The following is a 19,503-nucleotide window of genomic DNA, read 5'->3' as shown; positions in this document are numbered from 1 at the left end:
AATTTGCAACAATCAAGAACAAAAATAGTTAAAGCCCTAGCCTTCTCCGCCCGATCGATTGCATCTTGATACGGACCCGACACAGTTCAGGGACCGCAAAAAGACGGGGACGCATATGGTTGATTCAGGGCGATTTAGCTACAGCAGGGATACGGCCGAGATTGCGTCGGAACAGCATGACGTCGAGGCGGGACCGCCATCCCGCGACATAAGGCAGCATGGCATTTCGAAGGATCCGGCCAGGTCGACCATGTTCGACCTGGGGGAAATCGACGTGCACTGGGATGCCGAGGCGGAAGCGGTCTGGGCCTTCATGGCGCCGTCGGGCCGCCCGAATTTCAGCCGGGAAATGCTGCGGGACGCCCAGACCTGGTACTCCGAAACCAAGCGGCTGTTCGACGCCGGCGAAATGCCTGTCAAATATATCGTCGCGGGTTCGCATTTCCCGGGAGTCTTCAATCTCGGCGGCGATCTGGACCTGTTTTGCGCCTGCATCGAAAATGGCGACCTTCCCGGTTTGCGACGCTATGGTCACGCCTGCATCGACGTGGTGTACCAGACCTGGAAAAACGCGGACATTCCGGCGGTATCCATCGCACTGGCACAGGGGGACGCACTGGGCGGCGGTTTCGAGGCGCTGCTGTGCTTCGATGTCGTGATCGCGGAACGCCGTGCACGCTTCGGGCTGCCGGAAATGCTGTTCGGCCTGTTTCCCGGCATGGGCGCCTATTCGATCCTGGCGCGCAAGCTCGGCCGGTTGATGGCGGAACGGATGATCCTGTCCGGCAAGGTCTACAGCGCCGAGGAAATGTATGACATGGGCATCGTCCATATCCTGGTCGACGACGGCGAGGGCGAACGGGCGGTGCGCGATTACATGGCGGCCAACCGCCGGCATCATTCCGGCCATGTCGGCGTGTTTCAGGCCGGGCGCCGCGTCGATCCGCTGGAATATGGCGAATTGCAGGACATCGTCGACAATTGGGCCTTGTCCGCACTGAAAATCAGCCTGACCGATGTTCGGATGATGCGCCGGCTCGCGTCGGCACAGCACCGGCTGGCGGGATAGGCGGACCGGTCAGGCGATTTTGCGCGCCGGTATATTTGCCGCCGGGCTGTCGAGGCCCGCGCGGAATCCGTCCATCAGCTTCAGCAGTTCGTCCATCGGGATGGGCCTGCTGAGGGCGAAGCCCTGCACATTGGTGAGGCCGATGTCGCGGACATAGTCCAGTTGTTCCTGCGTCTCGATCCCTTCCGCGACCGTTTCCACGCCCAGTTGCCGGGCCAGGAACGCCACCGACTGCGCAATGGCGCGGTCACGCGGATTTTCGTGGATACCGCGCACGAAGCTCTGGTCGACCTTTATGGTGTCGAAATCGTGCACGCGCAGCGAAGCCAGCGAGGAATAGCCGGTGCCGAAATCGTCCAGCGCCAGACGCAGGCCTATGCGGCGCAGCTCGCCCAGAATCATGTGCGACCGGCCGTCATCCTCCAGCAGGATCGATTCGGTCACCTCCAGCTCCAGCCGTCGCGCCTTCAGCCCCGACGTAAGCAGGGCGGACATCACGGCGCGCGACAGGCCGTCCGTCTTGATGAGCGCCGGGGAAATGTTGACCGCCACCCTGATATCGTCGGGCCATTGCATCGCATCCGCGCAGGCCTGCTTCAGCGCCCATTCCGTCATCGGCTCGATCAGGCCGGAACTTTCGGCGATTGGAATGAACTCGGAGGGCGATACCGGTCCGAGAAAGGGATGATTCCAGCGCATCAGTGCCTCGCAGATACTGATGCGTCCCGAAATGGCATCGAATATGGGCTGGTAGTGCAGCCGCAGGCTTCCATCGGTCAGCGCCGCGCGCAGACCCGTTTCCAGTTCGTAGACGCGCTCCTGCCGCTCCTTCATGCTCCAGTCGAAGAAAGCGAACCGGTTTCGCCCTTCGCGCTTGGCGAGATAAAGGGCAAGATCGGCATGTTGCAGCAATATGTCGCCGTCGATGCCGTCGTCCGGCGCCATCGCGATGCCGACCGACGCCGTCACGGCGAGATGATAGCCCATGACCGAGAAATCGCCGCTCAGCATATGCATGACGTCCTGCGCGATGCCTTCCGCCTGCGCGCGGCCGGTATCGGGACAGATCAGGATGAACTCGTCGCCGCCGAAGCGGGCCACATGGCCGCGACCGTCCAGGGTTTCGTTCAGGCGCTCTGCCAGCTGGCACAGGAGCTGATCGCCGACGATATGACCCAGCGTATCGTTGATTTCCTTGAAGCGATCCAGGTCCAGCCACAATATCGCCATCGGTGCGGTGTCGTTGACGCGCGAAAAGAACATTTCGCGCAGGCGCATCTGCATCGCCATGCGGTTTTCGACGCCGGTCAGGCTGTCATAGCGCGCAAGCCGTTCGAACTTGATCGCCAGCTGCGACTTTTCCTGCTTGCCCTCCAGCGCCTGAAGCACGATCCGATGGGTGGTCTTGGTGATCTCGCCCATGGCGAAAATCATCAGGAAGCAAAGCAGGCCCAGGATGAAATATCCGACGTCGCCATAGAGCATGAGGCCCAGCGACGTGGGCAGCAGCGACAGGCAGGTCTGGCCCACCGCCACATGGACGCGGCCGGCATTGCGGCCGGAAATGCCGCCGGCGTAGGATGCCACCATGCCCACCGCCAGGACATGCAGCGTTGCATCGCGGGTCAGGAGCAGCGATGCGAAGGCCTGCAACCCGAGCAATCCGGCATAGAGCCATGCGCCCAGCTCATATGCCTGGCCCCAGATAGGCGCCGGCGAATCGCTGTCGGCCAGTTGCCGCTGAAAATAAACAGAGGAAATGGACCGGCTGACGCCTACGAAAACCGCCAGTCCGGCGATGACCCACATTGCCGGAACCGCGGTTCCCCACGCCAGGACCAGACTGATCGCACCGCCCGATACAGCCCCCGACATGAGGGACGCCGGCGACGCGTAGAGCGCTTTCACAAGGCTATCGCGCACCTCAGCGCTTTGCCGGGTGCTGGGCGCATAATGCGCGCGCATTTTCGCGTACAGAAGGCGTAGCAGGTTCGGCACGTCGTTGCGATCCTGCACTGACCATCTTGATATTTGGTAAACCATGCGCCCGGAAAACGCGAAAAGACGCCCGGTTTCGCGCCCTTTTCGCCGCTACATTGACAGGATCCGGTCGGCGGGGATCAGCCGAGCATCATCAGGCTGGCATTGCCCCCGGCCGCAGTCGTGTTGACGGAGGTCGACACTTCCTCCAGCAGCCAGTCGAGGCAATAGCCCTCCGGCCCTTCCGCATGAACAGGAACGATGGGGCCGTCGAGGCCGGCCACGCTTTCGACCAGCGCGGCGACGCGATCCGGACCGCCTTCCACCAGCGCGGCGGCAAAGGGCCCCGCCGGATCTGTCGTGAAGCAGGCGGCGACCGGCGCGGGCAGTCCGGGCGGCAGCGCCATCCCGACCACGGCCCCGCTGTTGCCGGTGGCCAGCACGGCCGCCATCTGGCGGAACAGGCCCAGTCGCGTGGCCGGGCGCAGCAGGATGCGGCCGCGCGGATGCAGGGCGTATAGGTTGCGCTCGCCCACCGGGCCGGGCAAATCCAGTTCCAGACCCAGCGCGGACGCGTCGCCGGTGCGGCGGGCCTGGGCGGCAGCGGCAGCGTCGCCCCGCGCGTCGAGCCAGTCGGCAAAGGCATGAAGCGGCGACAAAAGATGGCCAACCCGATCCGCCATAGCCGGGGGCGTTGCGACGAGGCGGCCCAGGTAAAGCGGGCCGCCGGCCTTTGGCCCGGTGCCCGACAGGCCCCGCCCGCCAAAGGGTTGAACCCCCACGACCGCGCCGATGACGTTGCGGTTCACATAGATGTTGCCGACCCGGACCCGCGCGGTCACCCGGGCGACCGTCCCGTCGAGACGGGTATGGAGGCCGAAGGTCAGGCCATATCCGGTGGCGTTGATCGCATCGACCAGCGCGTCGAGCTGCTCTCGCCTGAACCGCAGGACATGCAGAACGGGGCCGAACACCTCCCGGTGCAGGTCGGCGATGGCGTCGATCTCGATGATCGTCGGCGCCACGAAGGTGCCGTGCGCCGTCTCCGGCGGCAGCGGGCTCTGTTCGACCTTGCGGCCCAAGGCCCTCATGGCGTCGACATGGCGATCGATGCCGTCGCGGGCCTCGGCCCCGATCACCGGGCCTATGTCGACCGCCAGTTCGTCGGTGCGACCGATACGCAATTCGGCCAGCGCGCCCTTCAGCATCGCCAGCGTCCTATCGGCGACTTCTTCCTGAAGGCACAGGATGCGCAGCGCCGAACAACGCTGCCCGGCGCTGTCGAAGGCGGAGGCGATGACATCGGCCACCACCTGTTCGGCCAGCGCGCTGCTGTCCACGATCATCGCGTTCTGTCCGCCGGTCTCGGCGATCAGCGGCACCGGCCTGCCGTCGGGCAGCAGGCGGGTCGCAAGCTGCTTCTGGATCAGTCGCGCGACCTCGGTCGATCCGGTGAACATGACGCCGCAGGTTTCCGGTGCCGCCACCAGCGCCGCGCCGATGCGTCCGTCGCCCGGCAGCAGCTGAAGCGCGTCCGCAGGCACGCCCGCCTCGTGCAGCAGCCGCACCGCCTCCGCCGCGATCAGGGGCGTTTCCTCCGCGGGCTTGGCCAGCACGGGATTGCCGGCGACCAGCGCCGCCGCCACCTGCCCGGTGAAGATCGCCAGCGGAAAATTCCAGGGGCTGATGCAGACGACCGGCCCGAACGCGCGTTGCGCGGGGCCGAAGGTCGCGCATGCCTGCCCCGCATAATAGCGCAGGAAGTCGATCGCCTCACGCACTTCGGCGATCGCGTTGGGCAGCGACTTACCCGCTTCCCGGACGATGAGGCCGAGCAGCACCGGCATCCGCGCCTGCATCGCGTCCGCCGCCCGCCCCAGCATGGCGGCGCGCTCGGCGACCGGGCCGTTGCTCCAGCGGGAGGCGGCGGCGCGGATCACGGCGGCGCGCGCCTCCTGGACGGAGGCTTCGGTGACGCGGCCCACCACGTCGCGATGATCGGCGGGGCTGAACACCGTGCGTGACGGTCCCGTCGCACCCTCCGGCGCGGCCGTCCAGCCAATCGTCGCGCTATGGCGCAGGGCATCGCCCAGGTCCGCCAGCGTCGCTTCGCTCGCCAGGTCGAGGCCGTCCGAATTGCGGCGGCCGGTGTAGATGTCCGCCGGCAGCGCGATCCGGTCATGCCGTGCACCCGGATGCGGCATCGCGCGCACGATGTCGACGGGGTCGGCGATCAGTTCCTCCACCGGCACCGCCGGGTCGCCGACACGATTGACGAAGCTGCTGTTCGCGCCGTTTTCGAGCAGGCGGCGCACCAGATAGGCAAGCAATGTCTCATGTGTGCCCACGGGCGCATAGATGCGGCAGGGGCGGTCCAGCCGGCCCGCGCCGACGACCTGTTCATACAGCGGCTCGCCCATGCCGTGCAGGCATTGGAACTCATAGTCGCCGAGCGCGAAATCCGGCCCGGCGAGATGGTAGATCGCGCTGAGCGTCTGCGCATTGTGGGTCGCGAACTGCGGGAATACCGCATCGGCGGCAGCCAGCAATTTCCGCGCGCAGGCGATATAGGCTACGTCGGTATGCACCTTGCGCGTGTAGACGGGAAAGTCGGGCAGACCGTCGACCTGCGCCCGCTTGATCTCGGCATCCCAATAGGCGCCCTTGACCAGGCGAACCATGATGCGCCGCTCCGCCCGGCGGGCCAGGTCGACGATCCAGTCGATGACGAACGGACAGCGCTTGCCATAGGCCTGAACCACGAAGCCCAGGCCGTTCCAGCCGGCCAGGTCCGGATCGGTGGCCAGGCTTTCCAGCAGATCGAGCGAGAGTTCGAGCCGGTCGGCCTCCTCCGCGTCGATGTTAAGGCCGATGTCATAGCCTTTCGACAGCAGCGCGAGCCGCTTCACCGCCGGCAGCAGTTCGCCCATGACGCGGCCCGCCTGCGCCCGACTGTAACGTGGATGCAGCGCCGACAATTTGATCGAGATGCCGGGGCCGGCGTAGATGCCGCGCCCGGCCGATGCCTTGCCGATGGCGTGGATGGCGCTTTCATAGTCGGCATGATAGCGCGCCGCGTCGGCGGCCGTGGTCGCCGCCTCGCCCAGCATGTCGTAGCTGTAGCCGAAACCCCGGGCCTCCATGTCGCGGGCGCGCTTCAACGCTTCGCGGATCGTTTCGCCGGTGACGAACTGTTCGCCCATCATCCGCATCGCCAGGTCGACGCCGCGCCGGATGACCGGCTCGCCTGCACGCGCGATGAGCCGGGTCAGCGCGGCGCCAAGGCCGCGATCGTCGACGCTGCCCACCAGCTTTCCCGTCACCACCAGTCCCCAGGTGGCGGCATTGACGAACAGCGACTTGTCGCTCCCCAGATGCGCACCCCAGTCGCCGTCGGCGATCTTGTCGCAGATCAGCGCGTCGCGCGTATCATTGTCGGGAATGCGCAGCAGCGCCTCGGCCAGGCACATCAGCGCCACCCCCTCCTGGCTGGACAGGGCATATTCCTGCACCAGCCCCTCTACACCCGATGCCTTGCGGTCGCCGCGCAGCGCGGTGACGAGGCGGCGTGAAGTCGCGGCAACCTGTGCCTTCATCTCCGGCGACAGGGTGGCGGCGGCGATCAGCGGCGCGAGCGCGTCGGCCTCATCGCGCCGACAGGCGGCGGTGATCGCCTGGCGCAGGGGCGATTGCGGGCGGATCGCGGGAGCGAAACGGGCGAAGGGCGCAAGGTCGGTCATCAGCCTATAATAGCCGAAACGCGATACGCGTTCCGCCTTATGAAATGCCGAAATCCATGCTAAACGACCTATATTACCGGCTTCATCAGGCAAATATCATCATGAAACCCGTCATGGCAGTCGAAATGGATGAATTCGACCGGAGGATCGTCGCCGCGCTGGTCGATGACGGGCGCATGACCGTGACCGATCTGGCGACGCAGGTGGGCCTGTCCAAGACCCCCTGTCAGGTGCGGCTGAAACGATTGCAGGAAACCGGCGTCATTCGCGGCTTTCGCGCGATGGTCGATCCCGCGAAGCTGGGCATGGATCATGTCGCCTTCACCGAGGTGAAGCTGTCCGACACGCGCGAGACGGCGCTACAGGCCTTCAACGCGGCGGTGCGGCGCATCCCCGAGGTGGAGGAATGCCACATGCTGGCCAGCAATTTCGATTATCTGCTGAAAGTCCGCACCGCCGACATCAGGCGATATCGCGTCGTATTGGGCGAGAAGATAAGCGCCCTGCCCCATGTCGCGAGCACGTCGACATTCGTCGCGATGGAAACGGTGCTGGAGGCCGGCAGCCGGCGGACGCGCAGGTAAACGCGCCCGCCCCGGGGCCGATCAAGCCTCGCCGAACACCCGGCGGAAGATCGTGTCGACTTGGGCGAAATGATAGTCGAGGTTGAACTTGTCCTCGATGTCCTGCGCGCTCAGCGCGGCAGCGACATCCTCGTCGGCCTTGAGCAATTCCATCAGCGACAGCTGGCCGTCCGATTCCCAGACCTTCATGGCGTTGCGCTGAACGTAACGATAGCTGTCCTCACGGCTGACGCCCGCCTGGGTCAGCGCCAGCAGCACGCGCTGCGAATGGACGAGGCCACCCATCTTGTCGAGATTCTTCATCATCCGCTCGGGATAGACCAGCAGCTTGTCGATCACGCCGGTCAGGCGACCCAGCGCGAAGTCCAGCGTGATCGTCGCGTCGGGACCGATATAGCGTTCGACCGACGAATGGCTGATGTCGCGTTCATGCCAGAGGGCGACATTCTCCATCGCCGGCATGGCGTAGCTGCGGACCATGCGGGCCAGGCCGGTGAGGTTTTCGGTCAGCACGGGGTTGCGCTTGTGCGGCATGGCCGACGAGCCTTTCTGGCCCGGCGAGAAATATTCCTCCGCCTCCAGAACCTCCGTGCGCTGGAGGTGGCGCACCTCGACGGCAAGCCGCTCGATGGAAGAGGCGATGACGCCGAGCGTGGCGAAGAACATGGCGTGACGGTCGCGCGGAATGACCTGCGTCGACACAGGTTCGATGGCGAGCCCCAGCTTTTCCGCGACATGTTCCTCGACGCGCGGGTCGATATTGGCGAACGTGCCGACCGCGCCCGAAATGGCGCAGGTGGCGACTTCCGCGCGGGCGGCGATCAGGCGGGTCTTGCAGCGCGAAAATTCGGCGTAGGCTTCGGCCATCTTCAGGCCGAACGTGACCGGTTCGGCATGGATGCCGTGGCTGCGGCCGATGGTGGGGGTCAGCTTATGTTCGAAGGCGCGGCGCTTTATGACCTCCAGCAGAGCATCGAGATCCGCGATCAATATGTCGGCTGCGCGGGCAAGCTGCACGGCAAGGCAGGTGTCCAAGACGTCGGATGATGTCATGCCCTGGTGCATGAAGCGGGCTTCGTCGCCCACCTGTTCGGCCACCCAGGTCAGGAAGGCGATGACGTCATGCTTGGTCACCGCCTCGATCGCGTCGATGGCGGGCACGTCGATGGCCGGGTTGGTGGCCCACCAGTCCCACAGCGCCCGGGCGGCGGACGGCGGGACGACGCCCAGCTCTCCCAGCTTTTCAGTGGCGTGCGCCTCGATCTCGAACCAGATCCGGAAACGGGCCTCCGGCTCCCAGAGGGCAGCCATGGCGGGACGGGAATAGCGCGGGACCATAAGCGAATCCTGATGATCGAGGGTGAATGTCGCGCGCCGACTAGCAGCGTCCATTGCGCGGGGCAAATCGCAACGCCCAGGCATGTCGACAGCCGACAAACATTCTCTCCTTTGAAGAAAAAACGGTCGAAACGAGGTATTTTCCAAGACGAATGATGAATCCTGAACAGATGTTCAGGAACAATTGGCAGGCTCGACTATTCTATTTCCACATATTTCGGAAATGGAGCCATTGGCCCGCATTCCATAACAAGGTCGCACTTCAGGAGAATGTCATGATCCGTACAATCTTGTTCACGACCGCGCTTGCCATTACGGCACCCGCGATCGCACAGCAGACGATGGCGCCGGGCCAGAGCATGATGCCGGCCGAACCGGCGATGCCGGCTCAGCCTGCCGACCCCGCAACCGCGACGCCTGCAACCCCGGCAACGCCCGCGACCCCGGCCGAGCCCGCAAATCCCGCCAATGCCGTTGCATCCATCGTGGACAGCGAATTTCCCGCCTATGACGCGAACAAGGACGGATCGCTGGACAAGAGCGAGTTTTCACGCTGGATGGTGGCGCTGAAGGATCAGGAAATGAAGGCCACGGGCCAGGCCCTGCCGGCCGCGCAGGTGACCGCATGGGCCGACGGTGCCTTCTCCACCGCCGACGCCGACAAGAGCATGATGGTCAGCAAGGCGGAGCTGGTCACCTATCTCAGCGGCGCGGCAGGCTGACCCGCCCGATCAACGGACGCATGGAACAATTCGTCGCGAAGGACGGATGACAGAACCCTCAACGGGTCGCACCGGGGCGGCATGGAACGAAGGCCATGTCGCCCCAACCTGCGTCAGGACTTCTTCCGGGCGTAGAGCAGCGCGGCGACGATCGCGGCCGACCCGATTCCGACAGCCGCGCCCATCCATACGCCCTTTCCGGCGGATGTGCGCGCAGCATCGGCCAGCGTGTCGCCGGCAGACGGTTCGGGGGAAGAAGGAGGAGCGCCGTCCGGCGCGGATGATTTGTTCTTGCTCATGATTTCGCCAGCTATGCCCCAGACCCCGGGGGATGAAAAGATGTCTTCGCGCGCCGCTTCACGCGGTGGCCACGACATGCTTCCGAAATGTGGCGGGATCGCCTAAGCTATGATTTCGTGGGGCAGCAGAGGGATTATGCCGATGCAATTTTTGCGGACCGCATTCTGGGTGGTCATTGCCGTGGCGCTCGCCTTTTTCTGCATGGCCAATTACGTGCCGGTGACGGTTCGCCTGTGGGGCGACATCATATTGGAAACCAAATTGCCCGTCTTGCTGATCGGCGCGTTCCTGCTCGGCGCCCTGCCTTTCTGGGTGATGGCCCGCGCCACCCGCTGGCGGATGCGGCGACGGCTGGACAGTACCGAACGGGCACTGGCCGCTGCGACATCGGCCGCCGCGCCGCCACCGTCGCCCGCCTTTTCGGACGCGCCCGCCGCGCCCGGTACCGATGGAACCACCCTGCCCGCCGCCCCGACCATATCCACCCCCAGCGTTACAGGCCCCGCATGAAAAGCCCGATCTACGTCGCCATCGACACGCCCGACCTGACCAAGGCGAAACAGCTTGCGGAACAGGTGCGACACCATGTCGGCGGCCTGAAACTGGGTCTCGAATTTTTCTGTGCCAATGGCCATCATGGCGTCCATGAAATGATGAAGCTGGGCCTGCCCATCTTCCTGGACCTCAAGCTGCACGATATCCCCAATACGGTCGCCAAGGCGGTACAGGCCCTGCATATGCTGGAACCTGCGGTCCTGACGGTTCATGCCGCCGGCGGACGCGCCATGCTGGAAGACGCCAAGGCCGCGGCCGGGATTCATACCAAGGTAGTGGCCGTGACCGTGCTCACCAGCCTGGACGATCGCGATCTGTCGGACATCGGTGTGGGCGGTCAGGCGCGGGACCAGGTGCTGCGCCTCGCCGAACTGGCGCGTGACGCGGGGCTGGACGGCATCGTATGCTCGGGCGAAGAGGTGAAAATGGTCCGCGACATGTGGCCCGACGGCTTTTTCGTGGTGCCCGGCGTCCGGCCGGCCGGCGGGGCAAAGGGCGACCAGAAGCGTGCCGTGACGCCGCGCGAGGCGCTGGACCGGGGCGCATCCATTCTGGTGGTGGGCCGGCCGATCAGCCTGGCGGACAATCCCGACATGGCTGCGCGGGAAATAGAAGCGACGCTTTAGCCGCCGGGCGCCTCGCGCCGATGGGCGCTAGCGATCGCCGACGCCCCCATCCTTGACGAAAAAACGATCGATCACCTCACGCGCCAGGCGCGCGGGACGCAATGTCCCGGCATCGATGCAGCACCAGCTCGACTTGACCTCTACCAGCACTTCCTCGCCCCGGCGGATGATCGTTTCATAAAAGGCCCGGGCGCCCTGCACTTTTTCCAGAAGGACGGTCGCAATCACCTCATCGTCCAGAAAGGTGGGCTTGCGATAAGTGATCTCATGCTTCAGCGCGACCCAGAGATGGGCCGCCACCGCTTCGGCGGGCGCCAGCGCGCGCCAATGGTCAAGCACGGCGCTCTGTACCCATTTCAGGTAGCTGGCATTGTTGACATGCCCCATGAAGTCGATGTCGTCCGGATCGATGCCGACGGGATATTGGTGGGGAATCGCGTTACTCACAACGATGTAAATAACAGTCCCGCATGCGGATCGAAAGGGGCCGGTCAAAAAAAGGGCCGGTCGCGTGACCGGCCCTTTCCCCCATCAGAAGCGCCAGCCCACGCTGGCCACGACCTGATGGCGGTCGGTGTCGATATCGAATTCGCTGCTGGTCGCGCCGTCCATATAATCGATATGGGCATCGGTATAATTGGAATAGCGATATTCCAGCTTCGCGAAGGTGTTGGCGTTGATCGCCCGTTCCACGCCGGCGCCGATCCGCCAGCCGTCGAGCTTGAAGGACGTATCGGTCATCTGGTCGGTGTTGCCGGCCAGCACGTTCAGCTTGCTGTTGGTATAGCCACCCTTGACATAGACGAGCGTGTTGGGATTGGCGAGGATACCTGCCCGCGCGCCGATGTAGAGGTCGCGACCCTGGCTCACCCGGCCGAAACCGAACTGGTCGGTCGGGTCGGAGCGATCGCTCTTTGCCGTGGAGTCGGTCCATTCGCCCTCGACGCCGACGACCGCGCTGCCGAGATTGACGTCATAGCCCGCGCCGATGCCGTACAGCAGACCGTCGATCGACTGGTCGTCATTGCCATTGTCATTGTCGACATCGCTGCCGGCGCCGACATGGTCGTAGCCCAGGATCGCTTCGACGCGAGGGCCGGTGAACGTCGGATCCGCGCTCTGTGCCAGCGCGGGGGTTGCGACGGTGGCGCCGGCCAGAAGAGTTGCGACCATCAACTTACGCATAACTGATACTCCATTGTCATTCTTATTCCCCTGCCGGGGACGAGACGCTGAAGTCCGGGCAAACCCGTTTGTTTCATGAACGGGAGATAAACAGCTGAAAACGTTGCAATTTTGCAACGCCCTTCCTTCGCTTCGACCGGAATATGTGCGGATGACGCGACCGGCCGAGGCGTCGGCTCAATAATCCTTGGATACGCGGACGTTGGCGCTTTGCCGTCCCAGCGTCGAAATCGCACCCAGCAGCGAGAGCCAGCGCGTCACCTGATATTCGATCCGCGTCGCGGAATAGCCCTGCCCGTCGGTGATCAGTTCCACATAGGTCTTGCGGGTAAGATATTTGCCCGCCGCGATGGACGTTCCCTGCCCCTGGGCGGGATCGGCAGCGATGATGCGCAGCCGGTCGAGGCCCGCCGCCTTGCGCACCGCATTGATGGGGTCGAGCCCGCCGCCCCCCTGAAGCGATCCCACGGCGGACGCGAGTTGCAGCGCTTCGGGTGCGGACAGGTTGGTGATCGATGTTCCGAACAGGATGCGGGACAGCAATTCGTCCTGCGGCAATGCCGGAATGCTGGTGAAGCTGATGTCCGGCTGCAATCCCGTGCCGCCGACATGGATGGTGGCGCTCAGGTCGCTCACATCGGCCTGCGCGCTGATGTCCAGCGTCGGATTGACGGGGGTCCGGCGATCGAACTGGATATGCCCTTCGCGCAGGTCAAACCGGCGACCGGCAAATTCGTAGCCGCCCCGAACCAGTTCCGCCCGGCCGCCGACCACCGGGGCGGTGACGGTGCCGCCAATGTCAAGATCCGCACGCCATTCGCTGTCCAGTCCCAGGCCCGTGACCATCAGCCTGTTGCGCGCCCGCGCCTTGATGGCCAGCGCCCACGGCACGTTGGTCCGCACCCGCTCGATCTCGTCGCCGCGCCGGTTGATTTCCACCACCTTGAGTTCCGGGATCGCCGCGACGGCCGCCGCGCGCCCCAGGGTGAAGCGGCTCCGGTTGAGGACCAGGTCCCCGCCCACCGTCCCGCCCACGCCATCGGAGCGCAGCGTGATCGGGCCGGTAACGGTCGCGGCGATGTCGTCGCGTTCCAGCAACGCGGCATTGTCCGCCTGAAGCGCGAGATCCATGCCCACCCCTGCGATGCCGTTGAAGGTGAAGCGCCCGGTGCCGGTCACCGAACCGCCATTTTGCGCGGTCGCTGCGAAGCTGGAAAAAACGAGCTGCGCGCCGGAGAAGGCGGCACGGGCCCTGACCTGACGCAGGCGCATTCCCGTGACGGGGCTGTTGATCGTGGCATTGTCGGTGGCGAGCTGCCCCGTGATGCGGGGATCGCCCAGCGTGCCGCGCATGTCGGCCGACACGTTGACCGGACCGCCAATGTCGACGATTTCCACCCCGGTCAGGCGCCAGAGCGTATCGGCCGCACCGGCATAGCGCAATTGCGCCACGAACGGTGCCGCGTTGAGGCGCGCGATCAGTCCGCCATCCTGCCCGAGCGGCGTCAGCAACGCCTGCGCCCGCCCGATGGTCCTGCCGTCGGAAACGAACACCATGCGCGTGGCGAGCCGGTCGGGACCGAGCGCCGCGTTGACGCCGACATCCACCGGGCGCGAACTGAGCGACAGGCCGGATCGCGACAGGCCGCGAATGCGCAATTCTGCCGTCCCGCTGGGCAGGCCGCCGCGAGGCTGCGCGTAGCTCAGCGATCCGGTCGCCATGCCGCCCAGGCCCAGATTGTCGTAGCCGATATCGAGCAGCGACAGCGGCAATGCCTGCATCCGCGCCTCGACATGCGTGGACGCGCGGCCCAGTTCGCCGGACAGTTGCAGCGACCCGCCGGCATAGAGCAGCCGGGTCGGCGCGAGGCGCCAGCCATCGTCGGTGCGCGTCAGCAGCGCGGACCGTTCCAGCCGGACGCTGCGCTTGTCGATCGTGCCGTTCGCCGACAGGCGGATGCGGCCCGGCTCCACCTGCGCATCGCCCTGAAGGTCGAACAGGCGCCCCCGCTGGCCGGACAGGCTGCCGCGCACGCGCCCTTTGCCGTCGACCAGATTGGCATTCAGCGCGAGCCGGCCGAGCAGGACGCCGCCGACGCGCACTCCGCGGGCCTGCGCCGTCGCATCGATGGTCGTTCCGGCCGGATCAAGCAGGATGGTGCCGTCCAGCGTGCCACGCCGCACCACGATGACGGTCGGCCCGTCGAAGCTGGCCTCATTCGCTGTCAGCCTGAGCTGAAGCTGCTGCACCTCGTTCACCATATGCAGGCCGATGAAGCCGGTGACCGCGCCCTGCACGCCCAACTGGCCTTCCAGCCCGCCGGTAACCGGGCGCACATCTCCGCTGGCCGTAACCCCCGTGACGGCGAGGCTCGCCACCCGGACCACGGCCTGCCCGCCCGATGGCAGCAGCAGATTGCCCCGCCCGGTGAAGGCACCCAAGGTGGAATCGCCTGTCGCGACAATGGCATAGCCCGTCGCATCGGGAAGCAGATGGGCATGGACGGCGCGCAGGCCCAGCGCATCCAACGGCCGGTCGAGCAGCAGGTCTACCTCCGGCCGCTCGATCCGGCCGTCCAGCGTCAGCCGCAGCGGACCATAGCGGCGATGGTCGCCGCTGCCCGCGAAATGGAAGGTTCCGTCGCGATGGCGCACGCCATCGGCGGTCAGCGTCAGCAGCGGTGCTTCCAGACGCAGGCCGGTCAACGCCAGTTCCCCGTTCTTCAGCAATTCCAGCCTGCTGCGCGCGGCCGGCAGGCCGCCGCCCAGCGACCGGAGGAAATCATTATCCAGCCGGCGCATTCGCGCCAGCGCGTCGCCGCTCAGCCCGAAACTGCCGTCGGCACGGGGCACCGCGCGCAGCTTCGATGTCAGGTCGACGATGCCGAGCCCACGAATAAACAGGCCGTCGATCCGTCCGTCCAGCCCGAAATCATAGCGCCCGGTGCCGATGTCCGCGATCATCACCAGCTTGCCGCGCAGCTTGTCGCTGCGCACGGTCATGGGATTGCTGACGATCTGCTGCCCCTTGAACTGGAGCACGCCATCCAGATCGAACCTGCGGAAAATTCCTTCGACCAGGTCGCCATGGCCTTCCAGCCGCGCGGCGGTGAGGTGCAGGGGCACGACCACCGGCGCCCCGGCTGCATGCCGGCCCTTGCCATTTGCCCGCACGTCGCTGATCGCGGTCTTGTCGAAAACGAGCTGCCGCGCGGTCAGCAGATATTCGTAGCCCAGCGCCCCGAATGCGCCGTCCAGCCGGATCTTCGCCGCGACATCCCGGCCCTGCATATTCCTGAGCAGCGCCTGCGGGCGGGCGAGGCGAAGATGCACAAGCATGTTGTCGAGCGCATTGTTGCGCAGGTCGATCGCGCCGTCGGCATCCAGGTCGATCGCGCCGGACCGCAGCGACAGCCGCCCGTCGATCACCCGGTTCACCAGCGTTCCGTCGGCGCGGACGGACAGGCGCGGGTCGGCAAGGCGCCGGACAAGGCCCTGTCCGGCGATGGCCGACGCTTCCAGCGTGCCGCGCGCGGAATAGGCGCCGCTGCGCGCCGCGAGCACCATGTCGGCCGCCGCATCGCCGTCCAGCGTCGCCCGCAACCGGCCGTCCCACCGGGTCCATCCGCCCTTTCCGTCGACCGTCAGGATGAGGTCCTGCCGCAGGCCGCCCATCGCCGCCAACACGCCGTTCCTTGGCGCGTTCACCCGGACCTCCAGCGCGAAGCGATCATTGTCCGGACGGCTGTCCAGCGCGACGATCAGCGCGTCGCCGCCGTCCTGCGTGCGCGCCGAAAGATCGATGACCGCGCGACCGCCGCGAATATCGGCCTTCCCCGCGATGGTCGCCACCTGCGGACGACCGGTCACCGGTGCCGCAATGTCGAGCCGGCCCACCGAAAACTGCATCAGTCGGATGTCGAAGCCGGGCAGGATCGCCCCGCGCCGCTGCGTCGGATTCAGGCGGGGCAGCTTGTGCAAGGTCGCGCGCGGGATCGTCAGGCGGTCTATGTCGAGGCGGTTGGACAGCCAGGCGAAGGGCCACCAGTCCAGTTCGACGCGCGGCGCGTCGAGGAACACGCCCTTCCCGTCGGAAAGCGCCAGATCGCGCAGCACCGCCTTGCGATAGATGCTGCCTTCGATCGCGCCGACATGGATCCGCAACCCCGACGCCGACCGGATTGCCGCGATGCGGCCGGCCAGGAAGCGATGTCCCCCCGTCGTGTCGAGCCAGACCAGGGCGGCGGCGACTATGGCGACCAGCAATGCCAGCACGCCGGCCACCCAGCGTTGCCAGCGTCCGTCCCACGCCCGGCGCGGCGGCGGTGGAACAGGAGAAGCCCCCCCCTCAACCATCAGAAGGCCTGCCCCAGCGAGACATAGACCGCCACCTTGGGATCGCCCTGCTGCGGATTGAGCGGGGTGCCCACATCGACGCGGATGGGACCGAAGCTGCTATAGTAACGCACCCCCAGCCCCGTGCCGATCCGCAAGTCGCGGAAACGGGGCAGGAAGCTGGCCGAAATGTTGCCGGCGTCGACGAACGGCACGATGCCGAAATTGCCGAAGCGTATGCGTGCCTCGACCGACAATTCGGCCAGGCTCTTGCCGCCGACCGGATCGTCGTCCGGCCCGTACCGCGGCCCGATCGCCTGATAGCCATAGCCGCGCACCGACGCCCCGCCGCCGGCATAGAAGCGCCGCGACGGTGCGATCTGGTCCACCGCCGATCCCAGAATGGTGCCGAACCGCGCGCGCGCCGCGACCACAACCCGTTCGCCCAGCGGCTGGTATGCGCTGCCGTCGAGTTGCACCCGCGTGTAGCCGAACGTCTTGTTCTGAAAGGAGAGTTCCGGGCTGATCCGGCCGCCGAGGCGAAAGCCGCGGGTGGGATTGAGCAGGTCGTCGCTGCCGTCATAGGTCAGGCTGAGCGGGACCGCGCCGATCAGGAATGTGCGCCGGGCACCGCCGGAAAAGGCATCCGCCTCGTCCGACGCGATCAGTTCAGCGCCGACATGCCAGACCCAGTTCTTCTGGAACAGGATGTTGGTCTGCCGTTCCAGCGCGCCGGACAGGGTGACGGTGCGGGCGTCATAGGCATCGCGCCGGATGTTGCTGACCGACAGCAGGCCGGTCAGCACATTGTCGCGGCGGCGGAAATTGTTGCGACGATAGGTGAAGGATGCCGTCTGCTCCTGCGTGCCCAGCACGCCGCGCAACGTCACCGCACCTTCGGGCGGGAAGAAATTGCGATGCTGCCAGCTGACCTCCGCGCGATAGCCTTCGCCCGTGCCGTAGCCCAGTTCCCCCGCGACGGTGCGCAGCGGCGCCGGGCGCACGGCGACGTCGATGTTCACATGATCGTCGTCACCGGCATCCACGGGTGTCAGCCGGACGGACGAGACGAGGCCGGTGGCGACGATCGCGCGCCGCAGATCCTCCACATCCGACGCCATATAGGCGTCGCCGGGATCGAAGCGGGCGATCCGCTGGACATGCCGGGCGCTGAACAGGCTGTCGTCGTCCAGCCGGATCGCCCCGAAACGCCGGAAACCGCCCGGCGTCACGATGATGTCCAGATCGCCCTTGCGATCCTCATGGTCTATCCGCACTTCGGGTTCGTCGACGGCGGCGAAGGGAAACCCGCCTTCGGCCAGTGCGGTCGCCAGAGCATCACGGCCCGCCAATATATTGTCCGCGTCCACCGGATCGCCGGGCTTGGGCGGGAAAGCGGCGCGCAGTTGATCTTGCCGCGCGCCGGTTTCGGCCAGGCCGGTCACATCCACGGACCCCAGCAGATATTGCGTGCCCGGAACGATCGATAAGTCGACTGCCAGCCGGTCGCTGCCCGTGGGCGGCGCCGTTACGGCCCCGCGAACGCGCGCGGCATAATAGCCCTTGGCCCGCAGCAGCCGGTCGAGAAGTTCGCTGTCCTCCTTCATCCGGCGGTTGATCTGGGCGATATTGGCGGGCTTGTCCTGCCCCTGCCGCAGGACCGACAACTGGTCGAACCGCTGCCGGAACAGGCCGTCCGCGATGGCATCCACGCCGTTCAGCGTAACAGTGTAGCGGCGCTCCTCGCCCGAATCGGCGAACGCGGCGACGGGTTCCTCTTCATCGGGGGTCGTCAGGTCCGGGAGTTCCGGCACTGCAACCTGCTCCTGGGCAATGTCGGCCGGATCCTCGGGCAGTGGGGCGACCGCGTCGGGCTGCCCCAAGTCCGGCCAGTCGAGCCCGATTTCCGGCATGGCGTCGAGCGGACTGTCCATGCCGGCGGTGCTGTCGGGCGGCGTCTGCCGGGCCAGTCCCGGCACGGGAACCAGCAGGAGCAGCCAAGCAAGACAGTGCCGGACGGCGGGCGGTCGGCCAGAAATGCGGCGTCGCGTCCGCGAACCAATGGTCATGTGCGTGATCTAGACCAAATCCGGGCCACAGCGCCAGTGCCCACCACATCGGAACAGGACAGTCCGAGGCGAAAGTTTAAAAGACGGTGTTCAGGCGATCCAGCAGCGCCCGGGCCGGGCCGGACCCATCGGCGGCCGGGCGATGGCGCATCGCTTCCATGCGGTCCTGCAACCGGGCCACCCGCTCGTAGAGATCCTGGCTGGCGGCAATGAGCGCACGCGCGGCGAAGGGAAATTCTTCCGTGACGGCCGGGTCGGTCTCACTGGCGCGACCAAGCCGGTATTTCTCCCCGCTCAGTTCGTCCGTGTCGATTTCGCCTCGCTGCCAGGCGCGCTGGCCCAGCAGCCAGGCGATGACGTGCATCAGCCTTGTCGTGACCTTGAGCGATTCGCAGGCGAACGCGACGCGCCGCAGCGGGTTGTCCAACCCGTCCTCCTCCACGCCGCCGTCGAAATAGGCGCGCGCTTCGTCGGCCATGACCATGGCTTCGACATAGAGGCTGTCGACCAGGCGCCGGTGCAGGCCGGCATCTAGGAAGGGCGCGATTTCCATGGACCGTCACTGCCATAATCCTGCGCCCTTGTCAGGCCCGCTGCTCGCCACGATCGGCGACTGTCCCATTCATGGTCGGTTAGCGCGGAATTAACCATCCTCGCCGGATCCGGCCCGTCAGGCGATGATGTCGGGCACCAGCTGGTCTTCCAGGAACGCGATCTCGTCGCGCAGGCGCAACTTGCGCTTTTTCAGGCGGGCCACCTGCATCTGGTCGCCGGCGCTCGATTCGGCCAGCGCGGCGATCGCGCTGTCGAGATCGCGATGTTCGACCCGCAGCAGTTCCAGTCGCCGCATGATATCTTCCCGGCTCACCCGCCTGCTCGCTTCCCGTTGGTCGCCAAAGCCGCTGAATAGCGAGCCGCGCGCATGCGGGCCACCGCAAATTTTCTCGCGGCCCGTCGCAAAGGCCGAATCCGGTCGAGACAAGCCGACCGAATCATGATC

At 65.9% G+C, this 19,503-nt stretch carries 15 protein-coding genes; 5 read left to right on the top strand and 10 right to left on the bottom strand.

Going from position 1 to position 19,503, the window contains the following annotated elements:
- Positions 1 to 115 precede the first annotated feature (115 nt).
- Positions 116 to 1,069 (top strand): crotonase/enoyl-CoA hydratase family protein, encoded by a 954-nt coding sequence (locus J3E64_RS02150; RefSeq protein ID WP_253339107.1) that lies wholly within the window; start codon positions 116 to 118, stop codon positions 1,067 to 1,069.
- 9 nt (positions 1,070 to 1,078) lie between these two features.
- Here the strand turns inward: J3E64_RS02150 and J3E64_RS02145 are convergent, their stop codons facing one another.
- Together J3E64_RS02145 and putA are read right to left on the bottom strand one after the other, a co-directional pair.
- A complete protein-coding gene (locus tag J3E64_RS02145) occupies positions 1,079 to 3,085 on the bottom strand; it encodes an EAL domain-containing protein (protein WP_253339105.1) in 2,007 nt (668 codons plus the stop codon).
- Positions 3,086 to 3,189: 104 nt separating this feature from the next.
- The gene (gene putA / locus J3E64_RS02140) at positions 3,190 to 6,789 is read right to left on the bottom strand and encodes a trifunctional transcriptional regulator/proline dehydrogenase/L-glutamate gamma-semialdehyde dehydrogenase (RefSeq protein WP_253339103.1); all 3,600 of its coding nucleotides are present in this window, start codon (positions 6,787 to 6,789) and stop codon (positions 3,190 to 3,192) included.
- 113 nt (positions 6,790 to 6,902) lie between these two features.
- Between putA and J3E64_RS02135 the strand changes: the two genes are divergently transcribed.
- A complete protein-coding gene (locus J3E64_RS02135; protein ID WP_253339101.1) occupies positions 6,903 to 7,373 on the top strand; it encodes an Lrp/AsnC family transcriptional regulator in 471 nt (156 codons plus the stop codon).
- Positions 7,374 to 7,394: 21 nt separating this feature from the next.
- Here J3E64_RS02135 and purB read toward each other — a convergent pair whose 3' ends face one another.
- On the bottom strand, positions 7,395 to 8,711 hold the full coding sequence (gene purB / locus J3E64_RS02130; RefSeq protein WP_253339099.1) for an adenylosuccinate lyase: 1,317 nt from the start codon (positions 8,709 to 8,711) through the stop codon (positions 7,395 to 7,397).
- Positions 8,712 to 8,986: 275 nt separating this feature from the next.
- On the opposite strand from purB, the gene J3E64_RS02125 reads away from it, so the two are divergent.
- Positions 8,987 to 9,433 carry an EF-hand domain-containing protein gene (locus J3E64_RS02125; RefSeq protein WP_253339097.1) on the top strand — a complete coding sequence of 149 codons (447 nt, stop codon included), beginning with the start codon at positions 8,987 to 8,989 and terminating at the stop codon, positions 9,431 to 9,433.
- Positions 9,434 to 9,546: 113 nt separating this feature from the next.
- Here J3E64_RS02125 and J3E64_RS02120 read toward each other — a convergent pair whose 3' ends face one another.
- Positions 9,547 to 9,732 (bottom strand): hypothetical protein, encoded by a 186-nt coding sequence (locus J3E64_RS02120; protein WP_253339095.1) that lies wholly within the window; start codon positions 9,730 to 9,732, stop codon positions 9,547 to 9,549.
- 142 nt (positions 9,733 to 9,874) lie between these two features.
- Here J3E64_RS02120 and J3E64_RS02115 point away from each other — a divergent pair, with 142 nt between their 5' ends.
- A complete protein-coding gene (locus J3E64_RS02115) occupies positions 9,875 to 10,243 on the top strand; it encodes a lipopolysaccharide assembly protein LapA domain-containing protein (RefSeq protein ID WP_253339093.1) in 369 nt (122 codons plus the stop codon).
- Positions 10,240 to 10,914, top strand: a complete 675-nt coding sequence (gene pyrF, locus J3E64_RS02110) for an orotidine-5'-phosphate decarboxylase (RefSeq protein ID WP_253339091.1) — start codon at positions 10,240 to 10,242, stop codon at positions 10,912 to 10,914. The genes J3E64_RS02115 and pyrF overlap by 4 nt, the downstream gene beginning before the upstream one ends.
- Positions 10,915 to 10,941: 27 nt before the next feature.
- Here the strand turns inward: pyrF and J3E64_RS02105 are convergent, their stop codons facing one another.
- The 6 genes from J3E64_RS02105 to J3E64_RS02080 all read right to left on the bottom strand — a co-directional run bounded on the left by J3E64_RS02105 (position 10,942) and on the right by J3E64_RS02080 (position 19,353).
- Positions 10,942 to 11,361 (bottom strand): thioesterase family protein, encoded by a 420-nt coding sequence (locus J3E64_RS02105; RefSeq protein WP_253339089.1) that lies wholly within the window; start codon positions 11,359 to 11,361, stop codon positions 10,942 to 10,944.
- 84 nt (positions 11,362 to 11,445) lie between these two features.
- Positions 11,446 to 12,099, bottom strand: coding sequence for an outer membrane protein (locus tag J3E64_RS02100; RefSeq protein ID WP_253339087.1), 654 nt, complete (start codon positions 12,097 to 12,099; stop codon positions 11,446 to 11,448).
- Between the two features lie 177 nt (positions 12,100 to 12,276).
- The gene (locus tag J3E64_RS02095) at positions 12,277 to 16,455 is read right to left on the bottom strand and encodes a translocation/assembly module TamB domain-containing protein (RefSeq protein ID WP_253339085.1); all 4,179 of its coding nucleotides are present in this window, start codon (positions 16,453 to 16,455) and stop codon (positions 12,277 to 12,279) included.
- A complete protein-coding gene (locus J3E64_RS02090) occupies positions 16,455 to 18,503 on the bottom strand; it encodes an autotransporter assembly complex family protein (RefSeq protein WP_253339084.1) in 2,049 nt (682 codons plus the stop codon). The genes J3E64_RS02095 and J3E64_RS02090 overlap by 1 nt, the downstream gene beginning before the upstream one ends.
- 76 nt (positions 18,504 to 18,579) lie before the next feature.
- Positions 18,580 to 19,056, bottom strand: a complete 477-nt coding sequence (locus J3E64_RS02085) for a DUF1465 family protein (protein ID WP_253339082.1) — start codon at positions 19,054 to 19,056, stop codon at positions 18,580 to 18,582.
- Between the two features lie 117 nt (positions 19,057 to 19,173).
- Positions 19,174 to 19,353 (bottom strand): YdcH family protein, encoded by a 180-nt coding sequence (locus tag J3E64_RS02080; protein WP_253339080.1) that lies wholly within the window; start codon positions 19,351 to 19,353, stop codon positions 19,174 to 19,176.
- Positions 19,354 to 19,503: the final 150 nt, after the last annotated feature.

This window comes from Sphingobium sp. OAS761 (assembly GCF_024168485.1).
Lineage (GTDB): Bacteria > Pseudomonadota > Alphaproteobacteria > Sphingomonadales > Sphingomonadaceae > Sphingobium.
This window is presented reverse-complemented; position numbering and strand designations above follow the sequence as displayed.